An 18,946-nucleotide genomic window follows, 5' to 3' on the forward strand; every position below is an offset into this window, starting at 1 on the left:
TACAGGACGCTTGCAAGCGTCCTGTAATACTTGAAAGCTAAGCTGCGCTATTGACTGTGTTACAATCATCTCGCTGTTTCAGAAACGGGAAGTTAGGTGAAAATCCCACACTGCCCCCGCAGCGGTAAAGCTCATAAAACTGTTCAATACAAGTCACTGTTACCAAGATAATGGGAAGGCATTGAAATCAGCGAGCCAAGTCCGAAGACCGACTGAACAGTCTTAATTTCGAGTATCGCGGGGAGGCGATATTTGACTGTTTTGTCTTTTTACATTGCGGTTAAATACACATTCTTTTCGCACTCGGTATTTACAAAATACTTGGAGTGTTCCTCATGCAAACCAAAACCTTGGCAGCAAGCTTATTGCTATTGTCTGCTGCGCCCTTGGCATTGGCCAATGACAGCCACAATGATACGGCTTTAGAAGAAGTGGTCATCACTGCCACACGCATCAGCCAAAATCCACTTAAAAGCTTAAACGATGTCAGCATCATTACTCGTGCCGACATCGAAAAAAGCAATGCCCAATTTTTGCCTGAATTACTACAACAAAGCATAGGCTTAGAAACGGTCAGCAATGGCGGTGTAGGCTCTGTCGGCAGCTTGTTCACGCGTGGCACCAACACCAACCAAACCATCATTTTGATTGATGGCGTGCGCTTGGTGTCTGCCACCACAGGCACTGCTTCTTACAACCACATTCCGTTGAATCAAATTGAGCGCATTGAAGTCGTGCGCGGTGCCAGTAGCTCCGTGTATGGCGCAGATGCCATTGGTGGCGTGGTACAAATTTTTACCCGCAAAGCTGAAAATCAACCGTTCGGCGGCGATATTGGTGTCAAAATCGGCACCGAAGGTCAACGTGGTATCGATGCCAACCTGAGCGGCAACACACATGGCGTAAGCTATCAATTAAGTGCAGGCACAGAGCGTACCGATGGCGGCATTTCTGCTACCAATACCGACTATCCATTTGGTCACCATCCTGATGAAGATGGTTATCAAAACCAAAATGTTTCAGGACGCTTGGCATATGAATGGGCAGAAGGACAAGAATTGAGCATGCGTGCTTTGCGTTATAAAGGCGAGGCTCAATACGACGGTGGTGGTTCAGACCCGATTACGTGGGCACCTATTGCCAGAGACGATGAAAACTACATCACCCATTTGACTCAATTTAGCATCGCTTCTAAAAACCGCATCAACGAGCAATTGGAATCCAATTTACAATTTTCCACCAGCCGTGACGAAGGCAAAAGCGTCACCCAAGGCAGCACAGATTACTTTATCAAGAGCAAAGACACGCGTGCGCAATGGACATTGAGCGGTCAACACGAGCACATACAATGGCAAACAGGTGCAGAATGGCTCAAACAAAACATTGATTCCGATACCGATTATGTGGTCGATTCTCGCAAAAATTGGGCATTTTTTGGAGCGATGAATGCCGATTACAACCGCTTTTTAATCGAATCGTCTTTGCGCCAAGACCGTGACAGCCAATATGGTCTTCACACTACAGGACGCTTGGCGCTGGGTTATCAATTGACCGATGCTTTGGTCGGTCGCATCAGCTACGGCACTGCTTTTCGTGTACCCACTTTCAACGAGTTGTATTACCCATACGGTGGCGGCAACCCGTTGCTTAAACCAGAAAAAAGCCGTTCTTGGGAAGCGGGCTTAAAATACCATCAATCAGATTTCAGCGTGGATTGGACAGTATTTCAAACCCAATTGGAAGAAATGATTAACGGTTGGCCTGCTCAAAACATCAATGAAGCGACCTTGGTCGGCACCAGTTTGGCAGCGAGCAAGCAATGGCAACATTTCAAACTCTATAGCAACGTCACTTACCAAGACCCTCGTGACGATAGCAATGACAAATTATTGATTCAACGTGCGCGCGTATTTGGTAATATTGGTATTGATTATCAACCACATGAAAAATGGTCTATTAATACCCATTTGCATGTACACGGTCGCAGTTTTGCCGATGCTGCCAATACCACCAGCTTAGGCGGTTATGGTTTATTGGGGATGAGTGTTGCTTACAAACCCAACCAACAATGGCAGTTGCGTTTAAGCGGCAGCAATTTGTTGGACAAACAATACACCACCGTTCGTGGTTACCATACCCAAGGTCGCAGCGTGGTGGCTTCAGGACGCTATCAGTTTTAATCCGCAATGATTCATTGCCATTACGGTTTACAGGACGCTTGGGTCATACTAAGCGTCCTGTAAAATTCAAAGCCTATGTTCCCATCTATTCGTTTCGGTTTATTATTTGCCCTATTGTCTTTATGGCTATTGCCCGCTTATGCGCAATGGCAAGTGCAAGACGGCACAGGGCAAACTGTCACCCTCAAACAACCATTGCGCAAAGTCGTATCATTGGCACCACACACCACCGAACTTTTATACAGCGCAGGTGCAGGCAGCAAAATTGTGGGTGTCACGCAAGAAAGCGATTATCCTCAACCGATTTTAAACCTACCCAAAGTCGGAGCTTACAACCAAATCAATGTGGAACAAATCATTGCGTTGAAGCCTGATTTGGTCGTGGCATGGCAAGACGGTGGACAACAACGCTTGATTGAACATTTGAAACAATTGGGCATTGCCGTCTTTGTTTCTAATCCTGTGAGTTTACTATCGATTTCCGATGAAATTCATGCTTTAGGCATCCTCAATAGCACGCCCAATATTGCCAAACAAAATACCTATCCGTTTCGCCAATTGGTATTGGCACAACAAAAACAGACGTATCCAAATCGCATTTCCAGTGCTTTTTTGGTCAGTTTGCAGCCAATTTATGCCATCAGCAATCGCAGTTTTTTAGGGCAATTATTACAAACTTGCGGTGCCGACAATGTTTTTGGCAACTTGTCTATGCCTGCGGTGCCCATTAATCATGAAGCCTTATTACAACAACAAACTGAAATTGTGTTTGTCAGCGGTGAGCAAAATTTGTCACAATGGCAACAGCTGTATGCACACAGTCGTAAGCGACCTGAAATACATATCATACAAGCGGATTTGCGCCCCAGTTTGCGTATTAAGTCGTCATTAGAGCAAATGTGCCTTATAATCGAGTCCAAACGCCGAAAACGGCATTGATTTCATCATTCCAATTTACGTTATTGTCTGAGCCATGGAAAATCAATTAGAACACTTATATAACTGCGTCAATACTTTGGTCGCTAAGTTTAATACGCTCAATGCCGACAATGCTTCTTTAAACCAACGCATCACAGCTTTAGAGCAAGAAAAACGTCAATTAATTGAGCAATATAATGCGCAATTAAGCAGCAAAGAGCAATTGCATACCGAACATGTCAATACTTTACAAAACTTATCTGACAAACAGATCAATGATTTGAAAGTTGAAAATACGGTTTTGCGTGCCACGTTAATCGACACATCCGACGCCATCAAAACCTTGATGTCCCGTTTGCCGAAAGTGGTGCAAGAGGAGATTGAACAATGAGTATTTCACAAGTTGATGTGAATATTTTAGGTCGCCAATTTACCATTGGTACGCCAACAGACGAAGCTGAAACCTTGCGTCAAGCCGTTTATTTATTAAATCAAAAAATCGCCGCTATCCAAGATACAGGCCGCATCGTAGAAACTGACAAAATTGTCATCATGGCAGCTTTGAACTTGGCGCATGATTTTTTAAAAATGACGACCAAAGATGGCTTGGAATTTACTCAGTTTGAGCGTAAAATAAGCGACATGATTCAAGCATGCGAAACCGCTCTCAAGGTTTAAGCTGCTTAGCAAACGAGTTTTAAGTTTTCCCCTGCAGTGTTCGAACGGGCTTATATTCCTTTGAACCAATAAGTTCGCTTTATAGTTGCACCGTGGTGTATGGGCGCGAACGTTCCTTAGTCGAACGTACCCGAAATATACCCATGTGACTAGCCTTGTCCCCAAGGTTCAAGCGAATTGTGCCTAACCGACACAGGCGGGGGATCCCCTCCCTCTTCAAAACACCACTTGGCAAGCCAATTACGTGCCCAACTCAAATCCAATCATCATTATTTTGACCATTTTGGTCGATTTCACATAAAACTTCATCGCAAGCCCTTTGTTTATATTGACAAGTACCGCCACACTCACATAAAATCGTTGGTTTACAGTATTCACTATTTTTGGAACTATTCCTATGAAAACCTTTTCAGCTAAACCCCATGAGGTGAAGCGCGAATGGTACGTAGTTGATGCTCAAGACAAAGTTTTGGGTCGTTTGGCTGCTGAAATCGCTCACCGCTTGCGCGGTAAACACAAACCAGAATACACTCCTCACATCGACACTGGCGATTACATCGTCGTGATTAATGCTGACAAATTGCGTGTTACTGGTAACAAAGCATTAGACAAAAAATACTACCGTCACTCTGGTTACCCTGGTGGTATCTACGAGCGCAACTTCACTGAAATGCAACAACAGTTCCCAGAACGTGTGTTGGAAAAAGCAGTGAAAGGCATGTTGCCTAAAGGTCCTTTGGGTTACGCCATGATCAAGAAATTGAAAGTGTACGCTGGTGCAGAGCACACGCACGAAGCTCAACAACCTAAAGTTTTGGATATTTAAGGATACACGATGAACGGTAAATATTACTACGGCACAGGTCGTCGCAAAAGTTCAGTGGCTCGTGTGTTTTTGCAAAAAGGCACTGGTCAAATCATCGTTAATGGTCGCCCAGTAGACGAATTCTTTGGTCGCGAAACTGGCCGCATGGTTGTTCGTCAGCCATTGGCTTTGACTGAAAACTTGGAAAGCTTCGACATCAAAGTTAACGTATGTGGCGGCGGCGAAACTGGTCAATCTGGTGCGATTCGTCACGGTATCACTCGTGCATTGATCGACTTTGACGCAGCTTTGAAACCTGCATTGTCACAAGCTGGCTTTGTGACTCGCGATGCTCGTGAAGTTGAACGTAAAAAACCTGGTTTGCGCAAAGCACGTCGTGCAAAACAATTCTCAAAACGTTAATATTTGCGTTTTGTATACAAAAAGCCGCCCTCGGGCGGTTTTTTATTTGCCCAATACCATCAGATTCACATCAGCAAGACATATCACTACCTAAAAATACAGCGTAAAATAGCAATCATATTTTGAGCACAGGATGGATGATGAGCGAGACCAAAACCAAAGTAGGCATTGTAGGCGCAACAGGCTATACCGGCGTGGAATTGTTGCGTTTGTTGGCACACCACCCTCACGTTTACGTCACTGCAATTACCAGCCGCCAAGAAGCAGGCAAACACATTGCAGACTACTTCCCAAGTTTACGTGGCGTATATGATTTGACTTTTCAAGCACCAGACGATGCGCAACTAGATCAATGTGATGTGGTCTTTTTTGCAACACCTAATGGTGTGGCGATGAAAGAAGCTCCTGCATTGCTGGCACAAGGCATTAAAGTCATAGACTTGTCAGCAGACTATCGCATCGACGACATTACGACTTGGCAACATTATTACAAAATGGAACATGCCAGTGAAGAATGGGTTGCAAAAGCAGTCTACGGCTTATCAGAATGGAAGCATGCAGACATTGCTCAAGCACAATTGATTGCCAATCCTGGCTGTTATCCAACTTGCGTCGGCTTGCCTCTATTGGCTTTATTACAAGCCAATGCGTTAAACAGCTCAAGTCATATCATTGCGGACTGTAAATCTGGTGTTTCTGGTGCAGGGCGAAAAGCCGAAATTGGAACACTTTTTAGCGAGGCTGGCGACAATTTCAAAGCCTACGGTGTCTCAGGTCATCGCCATTTGCCTGAAATTCGCCAAACAATTGCTGCATTCAATCCAGACATTGCCAAAAAATTTACCTTTGTTCCACACTTGACCCCCTTGATTCGTGGCATGCATGCCACCATTTATGTTGAATTGAATGAAGGTATCGATGCTTTACAAGTGTTACAGGAAGCTTACCAAGACAGCTTGTTTGTCGATGTTATGCCAAACGGTAGCTTGCCTGAAACCCGATCTGTACGTGGTGCCAATATTTGCCGCATCACAGCTTACCGAGCGCCTGAAACCGAAAATAATCAATGGATTATTTTGTCTGTCATCGACAATTTGGTCAAAGGTGCAGCAGGTCAAGCCGTACAAAATATGAACATCATGCTAGGGCTGCCTGAGAACACTGCATTAAATTGCATGCCTTTGCTACCCTAACCCACACATACATGAAAAAAGGACGCACTCATGAGCGAACAACAAACTGATAACAACCCTATCATCTTCACTGAAAATTGCTGCGTGAAAGTACGCGATTTGATTGCGGAAGAAAACAATCCCGATTTGAAATTGCGTGTTTTCGTCAACGGTGGCGGCTGCTCAGGCTTTCAATACGGCTTTACATTTGATGAAATCGTCAATGACGATGACTTCCAAATCAGCAAAGACGAATTGACTTTCTTGGTAGACCCAATGAGTTACCAATATTTAATCGGTGCCGAAATCGATTACACCGAAAGCTTGCATGGTTCACAATTTGTGATTCGCAATCCAAACGCGACCACCACTTGTGGCTGTGGCTCTTCTTTCTCGGTATAAACATTTAAGATGACAAAGCGTCCTGTAATTTACAGGACGCTTTTTTAATTGCTACAAAAAATGCCCAATCAACAGATTGGGCATTCAAACACTTCTTATGAATGATATTAAAACAATTCATCTACATTCTGTGACTGCGCAGGTGTATTGTGTTGAGGACGAGTAGAACCTGCTTGCCCACTGTTTTGTGCAGGCGCTGTATTGATAGGTTTCACCTCTTGTGGACCTGCTCCCGATTGAATAGGCTCTACGGTCGTTCCACCACCAGGTTGTCCTAAGCCATTAATCGGATCCACTGTCACACCACCACCGTTACTATTGATATCTGTATCTCGCTCTTCAGGCTTAATAGGTGCGCTAGAACGATTGTCAATATTTAACTTAGTATTGGTGCTTTGTTGCTCTTCATAGAAATATTCACCACCACGCTGCACCATGCCTTTAGGCATTTTCATGTCTTCGTTTGGCATACCTTTTAAAGCAAAACGCATATAGTCCATCCATACAGGCAATGCAATCACACCACCATAACCTGCACGACCTAAGCTGCGTGGCTGGTCAAATCCGACATAAACCGCCGTCACAATTTTCGGGTTATAACCTACAAACCAAGCATCTTTCATATCATTGGTGGTACCTGTTTTACCTGCAATATCAGTACGACCCATTGAGTTGGCACGCGCTGCTGTACCACGACGTGTGACATCTCTCAAAATACTGGTCATGATATAAGCATTACGCGGGTCAATAGCTTGTGTGGCATTTTGTCCCGCTACCAAAGGCTGTGTTTGAGCACGCAAGCGGCCTGAACCATCGTAAACCTTATCAATGACATAAGCCGTCACCTTATAACCACCATTGGCAAATACGGCATAACCTTCAGCCATTTGTAAAGGTGTGGCCGAACCTGAGCCCAAAGCCATAGACAAGCTGCTTGGATGGTCTTTGTCTGCAAAACCAAAACGCTGTAAATAATCTTTGGTATTTTTAATACCCAACATCATCAACAAACGGACTGTCACCACGTTTTTAGATGCAACCAATGCTTGGCGCATGCTGATATAACCTGCATAACGACCATCTGAATTTTTAGGCTCCCATGCTTTGCCACCACTGCCCATACCCGGCAAAGACAAAGGTGCGTCATTCAAAGAAGTTGCGGCTGTCACGCCTTTAGCCAAAGCTGCGGAATAAATGAATGGCTTAAATGTGGAGCCTGGTTGACGCCAAGCCTGCGTTGCACGGTTAAAGGTTCGGCGGTGGAAATCATAACCACCCACCAACGCACGCACCGCACCTGTGCGCACATCCAAAGCGACCAAAGCGCCCTGTAACTCTGGTTGTTGCACGACCCGCCAAGCATCTTTGTTTTTCGATACCCGAATCAAAGAACCTGGTGTCACTTCGCGTGCCTTGGCTTTGCTATTATTCAATACCGATTTGATTAAAGACAAATTAGCACCACTGATGTCAGCCAATCCATGACCTGCAATATATACAGTGACTTTGTTATTGCCTTGAATTTTCGTAACCACAGCAGGTCTTTCTCCACGCACGGTATGAAATGGACTTAACACCTGCTCCAAATCATCTAAATACGCTTCGTCACTGCTTTGATCCAATTCAGACAAATCAATTTGTGCTTCAGGACCATGGAAACGAGCACCTCGGTCAAAATTTTCCAAAGCGGTACGCAATGCCTTAGTCGCTACTTCTTGATGTGCCGTAGACGCAGTGGTATAGACACGGAAGCCTTGTGTATAAGCTTCCTCACCATATTTATCTACCATAGCTTGGCGTGCCATTTCGGCCACATACAAAGAATTTTCATCAATATTGGCAACCGCACGCTCAAACACCAATTTTTCGGCCATCGCTTCATCTCGCTGTGCCGCTGTAATCATGCCCAACTCTTGCATATTTCTTAAAATATAGTGTTGGCGCTGTTTGGCACGCTCATAATTAACAATGGGATTGAAAGCGGATGGTGCTTTTGGCAAACCAGCTAGCATCGCAGCCTCTGCAATACTCAGTTTTTCAACTGGCTTGTTATAGTAAGCATAAGATGCAGCCGCAAAACCGTACGAGCGCTGACCCAAATAAATTTGGTTGAAATACAACTCTAAAATTTGGTCTTTACTCAGATTTTGTTCAATCTTATAAGCCAGCAAAGCCTCATTGAATTTTCGCTTCAATGTTTGTTCATTGGTTAAATAAAAATTGCGCGCCACTTGTTGGGTAATAGTACTGGCACCCGAACGGACGCCGCCCGTCAGATTACCCACCATCGCACGAGCCACCCCAACCACATCAACGCCCCAATGTTCATAAAAGCGTTGGTCTTCTGCAGCAATCACCGCATTTTTTAAAGACTCAGGGAACTCATCAATTTGAGTAAAATTACGGCGCTCTTCGCCATACATACCAATAAGCTTTTCATCCGATGAATAAATAAGCAATGGCATCTTCGGTTGGTAATTGGTCACCGATTCTAAATTTGGGAGTTTGGGATATGTGACCAAAACTGCAATGGCTAGCAAGCCAATAGCAAAAAAAATAAGCCCTAAAGTCAATCCAATTAGGGTACTGATTAGTTTTTTTAACATCAGGAGAATTATTTCAGCAAAATGATTGCGCAAAGTATAAGGTTAAAGCTAACCTTATGCTAGATAAAAAAATTAACGTTTCTAAAGGTTAATTTTCAAACGGGGATAATTGCAATGAAATTCAAAAAGAAACCCGCAGCATCAAGCCCAAAGAATAGCAAGGCTTCAACTGGACGCGGTTTATTAACCATAGATATTACTGATCAAAATGTAAAAATTGCGCATATTTCAGGACGCTCTCCTGAACAATTGGTGCTGGAAAATTACAAAATTTTTCCAATACCTCAAGGTTATGTACAAGATGGTAAAATCAACAATGAAGAACAATTCACTGTCATATTGCAACAGGCATGCAGCCAGTTCAAAGGTAGTGGCAAACAAGTTGTTGCTGCTTTACCACACAATGTCGTAACCACGCAAAATTTTAGCTATACATTGGATTCAGGCACCACACTAGAGGACGCAGCCAATTTTGAAGCTGCCCAAATCGCGACGATTGAAGAAGTGGACTTAGACTATCAAGTCATCAATACTGCTTCAGACAGCGAGGAAGTTCTGATGGTCATCGCCCTGAAAAGCGATACCAAGCCTTACTTAGACTGCTTAGAAGAAGCTGGTTTTGGCATACCTAAATTTTTGGATGTGGAACCATATGCCATCGTCAATGCATTTTCTAACTGGATTAACACTCAATCTCCCGATTTAGAAAACCAAATCTTAGCCATTTTTGACATTGGTAGTTTAAAAACCCAATGCTTGATTGTACAAGCGGGCAAAGTCTTGTTCAAACAAGAAGTCTTGTTTGGTGGTGAACAATTAACGCGTGAAATTCAACGAAATTACCAAGTTGACCAAGAAGGTGCTGAAAAAATCAAAGTATCTTCTGAGCAGCCTATTGACTACGAAGAATTTACTGTCAGTGGTTACAACCAAGAATTAGCTATGGAAATTCAACGTGTCTTACAGTTTTTCTATACCAGCTCACATTCTAATGGTAAAGAAAAAATCAACAAAATCCTTTTAACAGGTGGTTCTGCTGTTTTGCCAAATTTAAGCAAAGTCGTAGAAGAACAATGCACTATTGATACCGTGGTCGTCAATCCTTTGCAATTTTTAGGTATTGCAAGCCACATTGACCCATTATCGTTGGTACAAGATGCGGGCCGTTTAACTGTATGCTGCGGCTTGGCTGTGCGAGGTGTTGCATGATTAAGATAGTTAAATTAAACCTGCTCGATTACCGTGCAGAAGCCAAAAAAGAGCAGCTGAAAAAATTCCAAATTTTAATGGGTGCTGCTGCGTTAACCGGTTTAGGCTTGGGTATTATGGTTTGGATAGGTTTGGCAGGCTTGGTTGAAACCCAACAAGAGCGCAACACCTTACTTAAGAACGAAACCGCTAAACTGGAAAATGAAATCAAAGAAGTGGCTGCACTACAATTGACTCGAGACAGTTTCTTGCAACGCAAGCAAAAAATTGAAGAGTTACAAAATCAACGCTTTGAAGCAGCCAAACTTTTGGATGATTTGAATATCTTGGCGCCTGAAGGTGTGTATTTGACTTCGATTGATGGTGATAGCAAGCGCAATTATAAACTGATTGGTCATGCCACGAGCGACAGTAAGGTAGCTATTTTTATGAAAACCTTACCAAGTACGGGCGTGTTTGAAACACCTCAATTAACCAGTATTACCAAAAAAGAAAAAGCACAAGAATTTATTTTGAGTGCCAAATTGGTTGACCACAGTGCAATTAAAGATGGGGCACCTGCTGAGACTGGCTCTATTTTGGAGGGCAATTAATCATGGCATCGTCAAAAGAATTTAATTTACAGGAAATGTATAAGCAATCTCTTCCAGTACAGTTAGGGATTGCAGTAGCAGTGGTGGTCATCATTTTGGGCTTAGGCTACTTTTTTGTTTTCAGTGATCAACGTGCTGCTTTAGAATCTGCTGAACAAGCAGAAGTCAAACTCAAAGAAGATTTTTCTAAAAAAGCCAAAGAAGCGGCACAATTGCCTGCTTTGAAAAAACAATTAGAACAAATCAACGAGTCTTTTTCTGTATTGTTACGCCAATTGCCAACCGATGCAGAAGTGCCTAACTTGATTCAAGAATTACATGACGCTGCTTCTTCTAGCGGCATGCGTTTAAATACAGTGACGCCTCAAGCCATCGTTAACGACGGTCCTATCGATATTTTGCCATACAAAATTGCGTTGACAGGAACCCATCAAGAAATCAGTGCATTTGCTCGCAGCGTTGGCAAACTGTCTCGTATCATTACACTGAGTCAAATCCAGTTAAAATCTGATGCAAAAGATGAAAAATCCAATACCTTCACGTTGACAGCGATGGCCAATACCTATAAAGCGGTTGATCCAAATGCCCAATTGAATGCTCAAGCAGAACAAGATTCAGGTAAAGCTAAAGCCAATACCAAAGCTAAAGGCAAAGATAAGTCTGAATCAGATGGAGCAAACAAAAAATGAATAAGTCATTAAAATACAAATACTTTGCTTTAGGGTTAAGTTGCATCATGCTAAGTGCTTGCTCAGAGCATGGTGACTTACAAAAATGGATGGCTGATGTCAAAGCCAAAGCCATCAAATCCTATCCAGAACAAGATGTGCCTAGTATCAATGCTATGGCGACCTATACGCCTCCAGCTTATACTGGCTTACATTCTTTTGATTCTGCTCGATTACAAGCTGGTAATGCTATCAATAATGCAAATGGTCCTAATGGCAATCGCCCCAAAGAGGTCTTAGAAGCTTTTGGTTTAGAAAAATTAGAATATGTAGGTTCTATGGTTCAAGCAGGTAAAACCATAGGCTTTATTCGAGTAGATGGACACATTTACACCATTCAAAATGGTAATTATTTAGGCCAAGACTTCGGTAAAGTAACTGCTATCGAACCCGACCGCATAGTATTAAAAGAGTTGGTAGAAAATACTGAAGGCGCATGGGAGCACCGAGAAGGCAGTATTGTCCGTGCCGATACCGGAAAATAACAGTGATAAAAGAAAATAAGGGATGAATATGAAACACATTCAAGCAACCGTTAAACTGCTCTCTGGTTTAAGCTTGGGTTTAATGCTACAAACAGCCTGGGCAGGCAATATTACGGATATCAAAGTCACTTCTTTAACTGACAATAAAAAAATTGTCAAAATTAAGTTTGATAGCGATGTCACCGAACCCAAAGGTTTTGTAACAGGTACACCTCCTACTATTGCATTAGATTTTCCAAATACCAGTTTGAATTTGTCTCAGACGGATTTTGCCTACAATGACAGCTTGCTAGGTAAAATATTAGCCGCAGAAACCAGCGGCCGCTCTCGTTTGGCCATCGATTTACGCGAAGGCAGTGAATATTATACTGAACGCAAAGGCGATGAGATTTGGGTGCATATCAGTTCTAAAAGTGCATCACCAAAAAGCTTGACTACCCAAAGTGAGCCAGCCATTAAAACATCCAGTGCTCCTATTGGCAATGCTGCACAACTGCCCTCTAATGAAAATGAATATGCTCACAGCGGCGTTAGCATAGACTTCAAAAAAGGCTCAGCTAGCCGTGGTGAAATTACTTTAAATCTACCTAATCCAAAAACCAAATTTGATATCAAACGCTTAGCCGACCGTCTAATTGTGACCTTGCCAAATACCAGCATTAGTACTGCTGAGCAAAAGAAATTGGATGTTTCTACATTTGGTACACCTGTTCGTTTCATTAACTTGACTCGCAACAACTCACAAACCCAATTGGAAATCATAACTACTGGTGGCTGGTCATACCAAAACAAATTGGAGAATGGTCGTCAAGTATTCCACATCATTCCTCAAAGCAATGTGAGCCAAGCTGGTTTAAGCTCTAAAAACCAAAAATTCAAAGGCAGCAATGTCACTTTGGACTTCCAAAATGTCGAAGTGCGCACCATCTTGCAAATTTTGGCCAAAGAATCAGGTATGAATATTGTTGCCAGTGACTCTGTTCAAGGCAGCATGACCATCAGCTTAAAAGACGTGCCTTGGGATCAAGCATTACAATTGGTTTTAGATGCCCGCGATTTAGACAAACGTCAAAATGGCAACATCATTAATGTAGCGCCTCGCGAAGAACTATTGTCTAAAGACAAGCGTAATTTGACTGCCGCCAAAGAATTGGAAGAGCTGGGTCCATTGATTTCACAGTCTTTCCAATTAAAATATAAGAGTGTGGAAGAATTCCGTACAGTTTTGAATATTCCAGTTAGCGGTGCAACCAGTACCAGTGATCGTAACTCTATTTTATCTAGCCGTGGTTCAGCATTAATTGATCCTGCAACTAACACACTTATCATTAATGATGTGATTTCATCTTTGCGTAAAATTCAAACTCTAATTGAAGAATTAGATGTTCCTTCGCAACAAGTTATGGTTGAAGCTCGAATTGTTGAAGCTGGTACAGGTTTCTCTCGTGAGCTAGGTACTCGTTGGTTTGGTCAACAAACTCACATAGGCTCTAGCGGCAACACTGCTACAGGGATTGGTGCAGGTATTGTTGGCTCCGCAGGCAACTCAGGTTCCAATAATGCATGGGCAGGCCCAATGAATTTTGCTAATATTCCTAGCGTTAATTTAGGTGCCAGCGCTCCAACCAGCAGCATCGCAGTGGTACGCCAAACATTGTCAGGTGCTTTAGGCTTAGAATTATCCGCATCCGAAGCGACTAACAAAACCAAAACCATTTCTAGCCCACGTGTTTTAACACAAAACGGCAAAAAAGCAGAAATCAAATCTGGTACCGAAATTCCTTACCAAGAGGCCAGCTCAAGTGGCGCAACCTCTACTTCATTTAAAGAAGCTGTATTGGGATTAGTAGTCACGCCTCGTATTACGCCAGATGGCAATATCATTATGGATTTGGATATTACCAATGACTCAGTTGATAACAGCTGCCGCGCGTCTGAACCATGTATTTCTACCAACAATTTGAACAGTACAGTCATGGTTGAAAATGGTGGAACTATTATTGTCGGTGGTATTTATCGTCGAAGTAATGGTGGCGTACATGATAAAGTGCCTTTATTGGGTGATATTCCAGTATTGGGCAATTTATTCAAACGTCAAACCAAAAACGATGAGCAACGTGAATTGTTGATTTTCATCACACCTCGCATCATGAGCGCGACAGGTACAAACTTGCGTTATTGATATATCCGATTGGTTTAAGTTCGGTTACAATGCCTGCTATGGACTACATAGCAGGCAATCTTATTTTTATCGGTTTGATGGGCGCAGGCAAAACCACCATAGGTAAATGCTTGGCGCAGCGTCTTGGCTGGCAGTTTTATGATTCAGACCAAGAAATCGTAAAACGTTCTGGCGTTCCCATCAGTACTATTTTTGAACTCGAAGGCGAAGCCAGTTTTCGTGAGCGCGAACACGCCGTCATACAAGATTTAAGTGCTATGAAGCGTTGTGTGATTGCCACAGGTGGTGGCGCAATTTTACAGGCCGCCAATCGTGAATTGCTCCAAGCATCCGGCACCGTCATTTATCTAAGCACCAGCATAGACTGCATCTTAAAGCGCACCTCACAAGACAAATCACGACCTTTATTACAAGTGGAAAATCCACGAGAACAATTGGAAAAACTCTTTCAATTGCGCGACCCTTTGTACCATGAAATTGCCGATGTCATCATCGAAACCCACACACAGCCTATTTCCGCTGTCGTCAGCCAATTAATCCAACAACTGAAATTGTATGAAGCCACTGACTCTGACTGTTGATGCACCCTCTCACCAATATCCTATTTTCATTGAATCCAGTTTACAGGACGCTTTGATGCGTCAATTGGCACAATACAGCTCTAAAAAAGCCGCCATTGTGACCAACCATACCATTGCACCTTTGTATTTAGAACAAGTACAAGCGGCCTGTAAAGCAGCTGGTGTGGATGCATTCAGCATTATTTTACCAGATGGTGAAGAATACAAAACGTGGGAAAGTTTGAATTTGATTTTCGATGGTTTGCTGACAAACCATGCTGAACGTTCCACCACATTGATTGCTTTGGGCGGTGGTGTGATTGGAGACATGGTTGGGTTTGCTGCTGCCACTTACCAACGTGGTGCGCCATTCATTCAAATCCCAACAACTTTGTTAAGCCAAGTCGATTCTTCCGTCGGCGGCAAAACAGCCATCAACCATCCTTTGGGAAAAAACATGATTGGGGCGTTTTACCAGCCTCAAGCGGTGTTCATTGGTTTAGACACGTTGAAAACCCTGCCTGAACGTGAATTTGGCGCCGGTATGGCCGAAGTGATCAAATACGCCTTGTTAGGCGATGCTGAATTTTTGAATACTTTGGAACAAAACATCTCTGCCATTCAAGCGCAAGAACAAGACATTTTGGCGCAAGTGATTTTCCATTGTTGCAAAATGAAAGCCGACATTGTCGCTCAAGATGAAAAAGAGCATGGCGTGCGCGCTTATTTGAATTTGGGTCACACTTTTGGTCATGCCATCGAAACGGAAATGGGTTATGGCGTGTGGTTACATGGCGAAGCAGTGGCTGCGGGCATGGTGTTAGCATGCCACTTGTCTGAGCATTTAGGACACATCAATGCTGAAGACACAGCACGTGTCATTCGCTTATTAGAACAAGCCCAATTGCCAACACAAGCACCTGATTTTGATTTAGACACATGGATTGCCCACATGCAACATGACAAAAAAGTCATCAATGGTGAAATGCGTTTTGTGGTTTTAGAGCGTTTGGGTAAAGCGGCAATGGCCAAAGGCATCACGGCGGAAATCCTAGCGAACGTCATCCCTCACGTTTAAACAATATCAGCCATATTCAACATAAAAAAGGCGTCTTGAGCTTACAGGACGCCTTTGTTTCGTTTGATTATTATATTCACAAAACTTGATACAACATATACAAATAACATATTGTTTTCAGGTAGAATATCTCAATAGCCATTACTGAGATCCGCCAAATGAAACCACACTATTTGCATGATTTATTCAATCCCAAGCACATTGCCGTGGTTGGTGCCAGTGATCGGCCGCACAGCACGGGTCAAATCATCTTTACCCAATTATTAAGCGGTGAATTTAAGGGGCAATTGAGCCCTGTCAACCTTCGCCATCCAATGGTGGCTGGCATTGCTGCTGTTGCCAATTTGAATCAATTGACGACTCAAGTCGATGTGGTGATTGTCACCACGACACCCACATCATACGACAGCTTGATTCGTGACTGTGCCAAATTAAAAATACGCTTTGTGGTGTTGATTAAAAATCTAGATGAACCTAATCCCAAAGATTTGCAATTGTTACACAAAGCCGTCAAGTTGGCGAAGCGTTTGAAAATCCGATTATTGGGTCCCAGTATTTTAGGCTTGATACGCCCCAGCAAAAACTTGCAAGCCTCTACCTATCCAGGCGTCCTGAAACAAGGCAGCCTAGCCTTAATCACCCAGTCTAGCGGTTTGAGTTCTGCTTTATTAGACTGGGCTGATTCGCGCCAAATTGGTTTTTCAACCGTTTTGTCATTGGGTATTGAATCTTTAGACATTGATTATGGCGAAATCTTAGATTTTTTGGTCAGCGATGCAGGTACCAAAGCCATTTTGTTACACATCCATCACATACAAGATGGACGGCGTTTTATGAGTGCTTTGCGCTCAGCGGCACGCTTAAAACCTGTCGTTGTCTTAAAATCAGGACGAGATGAAGATCATATTGATGGTTTGTCCACTGCCAGCAGCTTATTAGACAGCAATGATATTTTTAACAGTGCTTTGAGCCGCGCAGGTGTGTTGCAAGTGCAAACCATGTCACAAATGTTTACCGCAGCACGCATGTTAACCGCCAACTATCGCGCAGCAGGCAATCGTTTGGCCATTATATCCAATGGCATTGGTTTGGGTGTTTTGGCCGTAGACAATGCACACGATGCCAAAGTGCCATTAGCCAAATTGGCTCCCGAAACCCAGCAATTGCTACAACAAGTTTTACCTGCTCACTTTCAAATTCAAAATCCAATAGATATTGGCAACGATGCGTCTCCTGCTCGCTTTCGCTCAGTGACTAAAATTTGCATGGACGATTCTAATGTGGATGGGGTGTTGGTGATTTTTTCACCTCAACAAGCCAGTGATGACATTGGTACTGCCAAAATGATGCTGCAATTGGCAAGGCAAACCAGCAAACCTTTGCTACTGGCATGGATGGGCAATGACAAGGTTAAAAACAGCAATTTATTATTGGCACAAGCCCAAGCCATCCGTTTCAAATCGCCTGAGTTTGCCATTGAAGTATTCAGCAGTTTGGCCAAGTTTCAACAAAACCAAGCCTTGTTATGGCAAACACCCAACCCTTTAGAAGGCAAAACCGTGGCTGCTGATGACAAGCAAGCCAAACAATTGATTGCTTCGGCCCAAGCACAAAATTTGACGGTCTTACCAGAATACACTTCTAAAAGTCTGTTAAATTGTTTTCACATTCACACCAATCCAACCCATTTGGCCAAAAGCGAAGATGAAGCGGTGCAATTGGCGCAAAAAATGGGTTACCCCGTCGTCTTAAAAATCGACTCGCCCGATATTTTTTACAAATCCAATGTCGACGGTGTGCGTTTGAACATTCCCGATGAAGTCAATTTGCGTGAATCTTATCGTCAAATTCTGGAACGAGCCCGTTTACTCGCTCCCTCAGCACGCATCGAAGGCTTGACCGTACAACCAATGTTGCAACAAAAAAGCACACGTGAAGCAATGATCAGTGTGACGCGCGACAAAATATTCGGCCCTGTCATCACTTTTGGTGCAGGTGGGGTATCAGCGGTGATTCAAAAAGACAATGCAACGGCATTACCACCTTTGAATAAATTCATCATCCAAGACATGATAGACCGTACCAAAATTGGTCAAACTTTGGGTGCATTCAAACATATGCCTGCCATTGATTTTGAAGCATTGCAAAAAGTGTTGCTACGAGTGTCAGATTTGGTCAGCGACATGCCCGAAATCATTGAAGTAGAAATCAACCCACTGCTCTTAAGCCCACAAGGCGCTATTGCAGTGGATGCTCGTATCATTATTGATAAACAATCTACCGCAACCCAAAATGTGCAACGCTATCAACACATGGCCATCATGCCTTATCCTGCTTATTTAGAGGAAACCTTGCAACTGAAAAATGGAATGCCTGTGGCATTGCGCCCATTGCGGCCTGAAGATGCGGATATGGTACAAGAATTTGTACGCAATTTATCCGACCAAAGTCGTTACAACCGCTTTATGTCTAGCATCAAACAATTGTCACAACAAGTTTTGGTACGTTTTACGCAATTGGATTATGACCGTGAAATGGCTTTGGCTTTGGTGCGTACCGATGAAAATGGTCAAGAAGAAGTATTGGGCATGAGCCGTTATACCACAGACCCAGATATGGAAGTGTGTGAGTTTGCCATTTCAATTGCGGATACTTGGCAAGGTCATGGTATTGGTACGATTTTAATGAACAAACTGTTCGCAGTTGCCAGCGAACAAGGCTTACTCAGTATGCGCGGTGAAGTTTTAGTCAGCAACAAAGGTATGCAATTTTTGGTTAAAAAATTAGGCTTCAAACTGAAAAAAGACCCCGAAGACCATAATATTTACATCGTTACTCGCCCTTTGAATGTTGAAACCGTCAGTTAAATTCAGCAGCTTGCGATTAAGAGCTTGCCATTAAAGCTATTTTTAGCCTAAAATTGCGGG

Annotated in this window: 17 protein-coding genes, 1 other RNA gene and 1 riboswitch; of the genes, 17 read left to right on the forward strand and 1 reads right to left on the reverse strand. The window is 43.1% G+C overall.

The window, feature by feature from the left end; genetic code table 11:
• The first annotated feature begins 37 nt into the window (after window positions 1-37).
• A riboswitch (cobalamin riboswitch) is annotated at window positions 38-229 on the forward strand.
• Window positions 230-335: 106 nt separating this feature from the next.
• The 9 genes from ADP71_RS08335 to erpA all read left to right on the forward strand — a co-directional run bounded on the left by ADP71_RS08335 (window position 336) and on the right by erpA (window position 6,578).
• A complete protein-coding gene (locus ADP71_RS08335) occupies window positions 336-2,180 on the forward strand; it encodes a TonB-dependent receptor domain-containing protein (protein WP_171461066.1) in 1,845 nt (614 codons plus the stop codon).
• A 75-nt stretch (window positions 2,181-2,255) separates the two neighbouring features.
• Window positions 2,256-3,119: a helical backbone metal receptor gene (locus tag ADP71_RS08340; RefSeq protein WP_019958110.1), complete on the forward strand. Its 864-nt coding sequence runs from the start codon at window positions 2,256-2,258 to the stop codon at window positions 3,117-3,119.
• A gap of 34 nt (window positions 3,120-3,153) precedes the next feature.
• The gene (locus ADP71_RS08345) at window positions 3,154-3,489 is read left to right on the forward strand and encodes a hypothetical protein (RefSeq protein ID WP_019958111.1); all 336 of its coding nucleotides are present in this window, start codon (window positions 3,154-3,156) and stop codon (window positions 3,487-3,489) included.
• Entirely contained in the window at window positions 3,486-3,776 is a 291-nt protein-coding gene (locus ADP71_RS08350; RefSeq protein WP_019958112.1) for a cell division protein ZapA, read from the forward strand. Before ADP71_RS08345 ends, ADP71_RS08350 begins: the two co-directional genes overlap by 4 nt.
• A gap of 25 nt (window positions 3,777-3,801) precedes the next feature.
• Window positions 3,802-3,983, forward strand: a non-coding RNA gene (gene ssrS / locus ADP71_RS08355) — 6S RNA.
• Window positions 3,984-4,173: 190 nt separating this feature from the next.
• A complete protein-coding gene (gene rplM / locus ADP71_RS08360; protein WP_171461067.1) occupies window positions 4,174-4,602 on the forward strand; it encodes a 50S ribosomal protein L13 in 429 nt (142 codons plus the stop codon).
• 9 nt (window positions 4,603-4,611) lie between these two features.
• On the forward strand, window positions 4,612-5,004 hold the full coding sequence (gene rpsI / locus ADP71_RS08365) for a 30S ribosomal protein S9 (RefSeq protein WP_171461068.1): 393 nt from the start codon (window positions 4,612-4,614) through the stop codon (window positions 5,002-5,004).
• 140 nt (window positions 5,005-5,144) lie between these two features.
• Window positions 5,145-6,197 (forward strand): N-acetyl-gamma-glutamyl-phosphate reductase, encoded by a 1,053-nt coding sequence (argC, locus tag ADP71_RS08370; RefSeq protein WP_171461069.1) that lies wholly within the window; start codon window positions 5,145-5,147, stop codon window positions 6,195-6,197.
• A gap of 30 nt (window positions 6,198-6,227) precedes the next feature.
• Window positions 6,228-6,578, forward strand: coding sequence for an iron-sulfur cluster insertion protein ErpA (gene erpA, locus ADP71_RS08375; RefSeq protein ID WP_019958117.1), 351 nt, complete (start codon window positions 6,228-6,230; stop codon window positions 6,576-6,578).
• A gap of 107 nt (window positions 6,579-6,685) precedes the next feature.
• Here the strand turns inward: erpA and ADP71_RS08380 are convergent, their stop codons facing one another.
• Window positions 6,686-9,184, reverse strand: coding sequence for a penicillin-binding protein 1A (locus ADP71_RS08380; protein WP_443089118.1), 2,499 nt, complete (start codon window positions 9,182-9,184; stop codon window positions 6,686-6,688).
• Between the two features lie 114 nt (window positions 9,185-9,298).
• Here ADP71_RS08380 and pilM point away from each other — a divergent pair, with 114 nt between their 5' ends.
• The 8 genes from pilM to ADP71_RS08420 all read left to right on the forward strand — a co-directional run bounded on the left by pilM (window position 9,299) and on the right by ADP71_RS08420 (window position 18,886).
• Window positions 9,299-10,393, forward strand: a complete 1,095-nt coding sequence (pilM, locus tag ADP71_RS08385; RefSeq protein ID WP_019958119.1) for a type IV pilus assembly protein PilM — start codon at window positions 9,299-9,301, stop codon at window positions 10,391-10,393.
• Window positions 10,390-10,986, forward strand: coding sequence for a PilN domain-containing protein (locus tag ADP71_RS08390; protein WP_019958120.1), 597 nt, complete (start codon window positions 10,390-10,392; stop codon window positions 10,984-10,986). The genes pilM and ADP71_RS08390 overlap by 4 nt, the downstream gene beginning before the upstream one ends.
• 2 nt (window positions 10,987-10,988) lie before the next feature.
• On the forward strand, window positions 10,989-11,675 hold the full coding sequence (locus ADP71_RS08395) for a type 4a pilus biogenesis protein PilO (RefSeq protein WP_019958121.1): 687 nt from the start codon (window positions 10,989-10,991) through the stop codon (window positions 11,673-11,675).
• Entirely contained in the window at window positions 11,672-12,199 is a 528-nt protein-coding gene (locus ADP71_RS08400; RefSeq protein ID WP_019958122.1) for a pilus assembly protein PilP, read from the forward strand. The genes ADP71_RS08395 and ADP71_RS08400 overlap by 4 nt, the downstream gene beginning before the upstream one ends.
• Window positions 12,200-12,221: 22 nt before the next feature.
• A complete protein-coding gene (gene pilQ / locus ADP71_RS08405) occupies window positions 12,222-14,381 on the forward strand; it encodes a type IV pilus secretin PilQ (RefSeq protein WP_026353512.1) in 2,160 nt (719 codons plus the stop codon).
• A gap of 38 nt (window positions 14,382-14,419) precedes the next feature.
• Window positions 14,420-14,962 (forward strand): shikimate kinase AroK, encoded by a 543-nt coding sequence (gene aroK, locus ADP71_RS08410; protein WP_336234320.1) that lies wholly within the window; start codon window positions 14,420-14,422, stop codon window positions 14,960-14,962.
• A complete protein-coding gene (gene aroB / locus ADP71_RS08415) occupies window positions 14,937-16,019 on the forward strand; it encodes a 3-dehydroquinate synthase (protein ID WP_171461070.1) in 1,083 nt (360 codons plus the stop codon). Before aroK ends, aroB begins: the two co-directional genes overlap by 26 nt.
• Before the next feature lie 158 nt (window positions 16,020-16,177).
• A complete protein-coding gene (locus tag ADP71_RS08420) occupies window positions 16,178-18,886 on the forward strand; it encodes a bifunctional acetate--CoA ligase family protein/GNAT family N-acetyltransferase (protein ID WP_019958126.1) in 2,709 nt (902 codons plus the stop codon).
• The last annotated feature ends 60 nt before the right edge of the window (window positions 18,887-18,946 follow it).

The organism is Vitreoscilla sp. C1 (genome assembly GCF_002951955.2).
Taxonomy (GTDB): Bacteria; Pseudomonadota; Gammaproteobacteria; order Burkholderiales; family Neisseriaceae; genus Vitreoscilla; species Vitreoscilla stercoraria.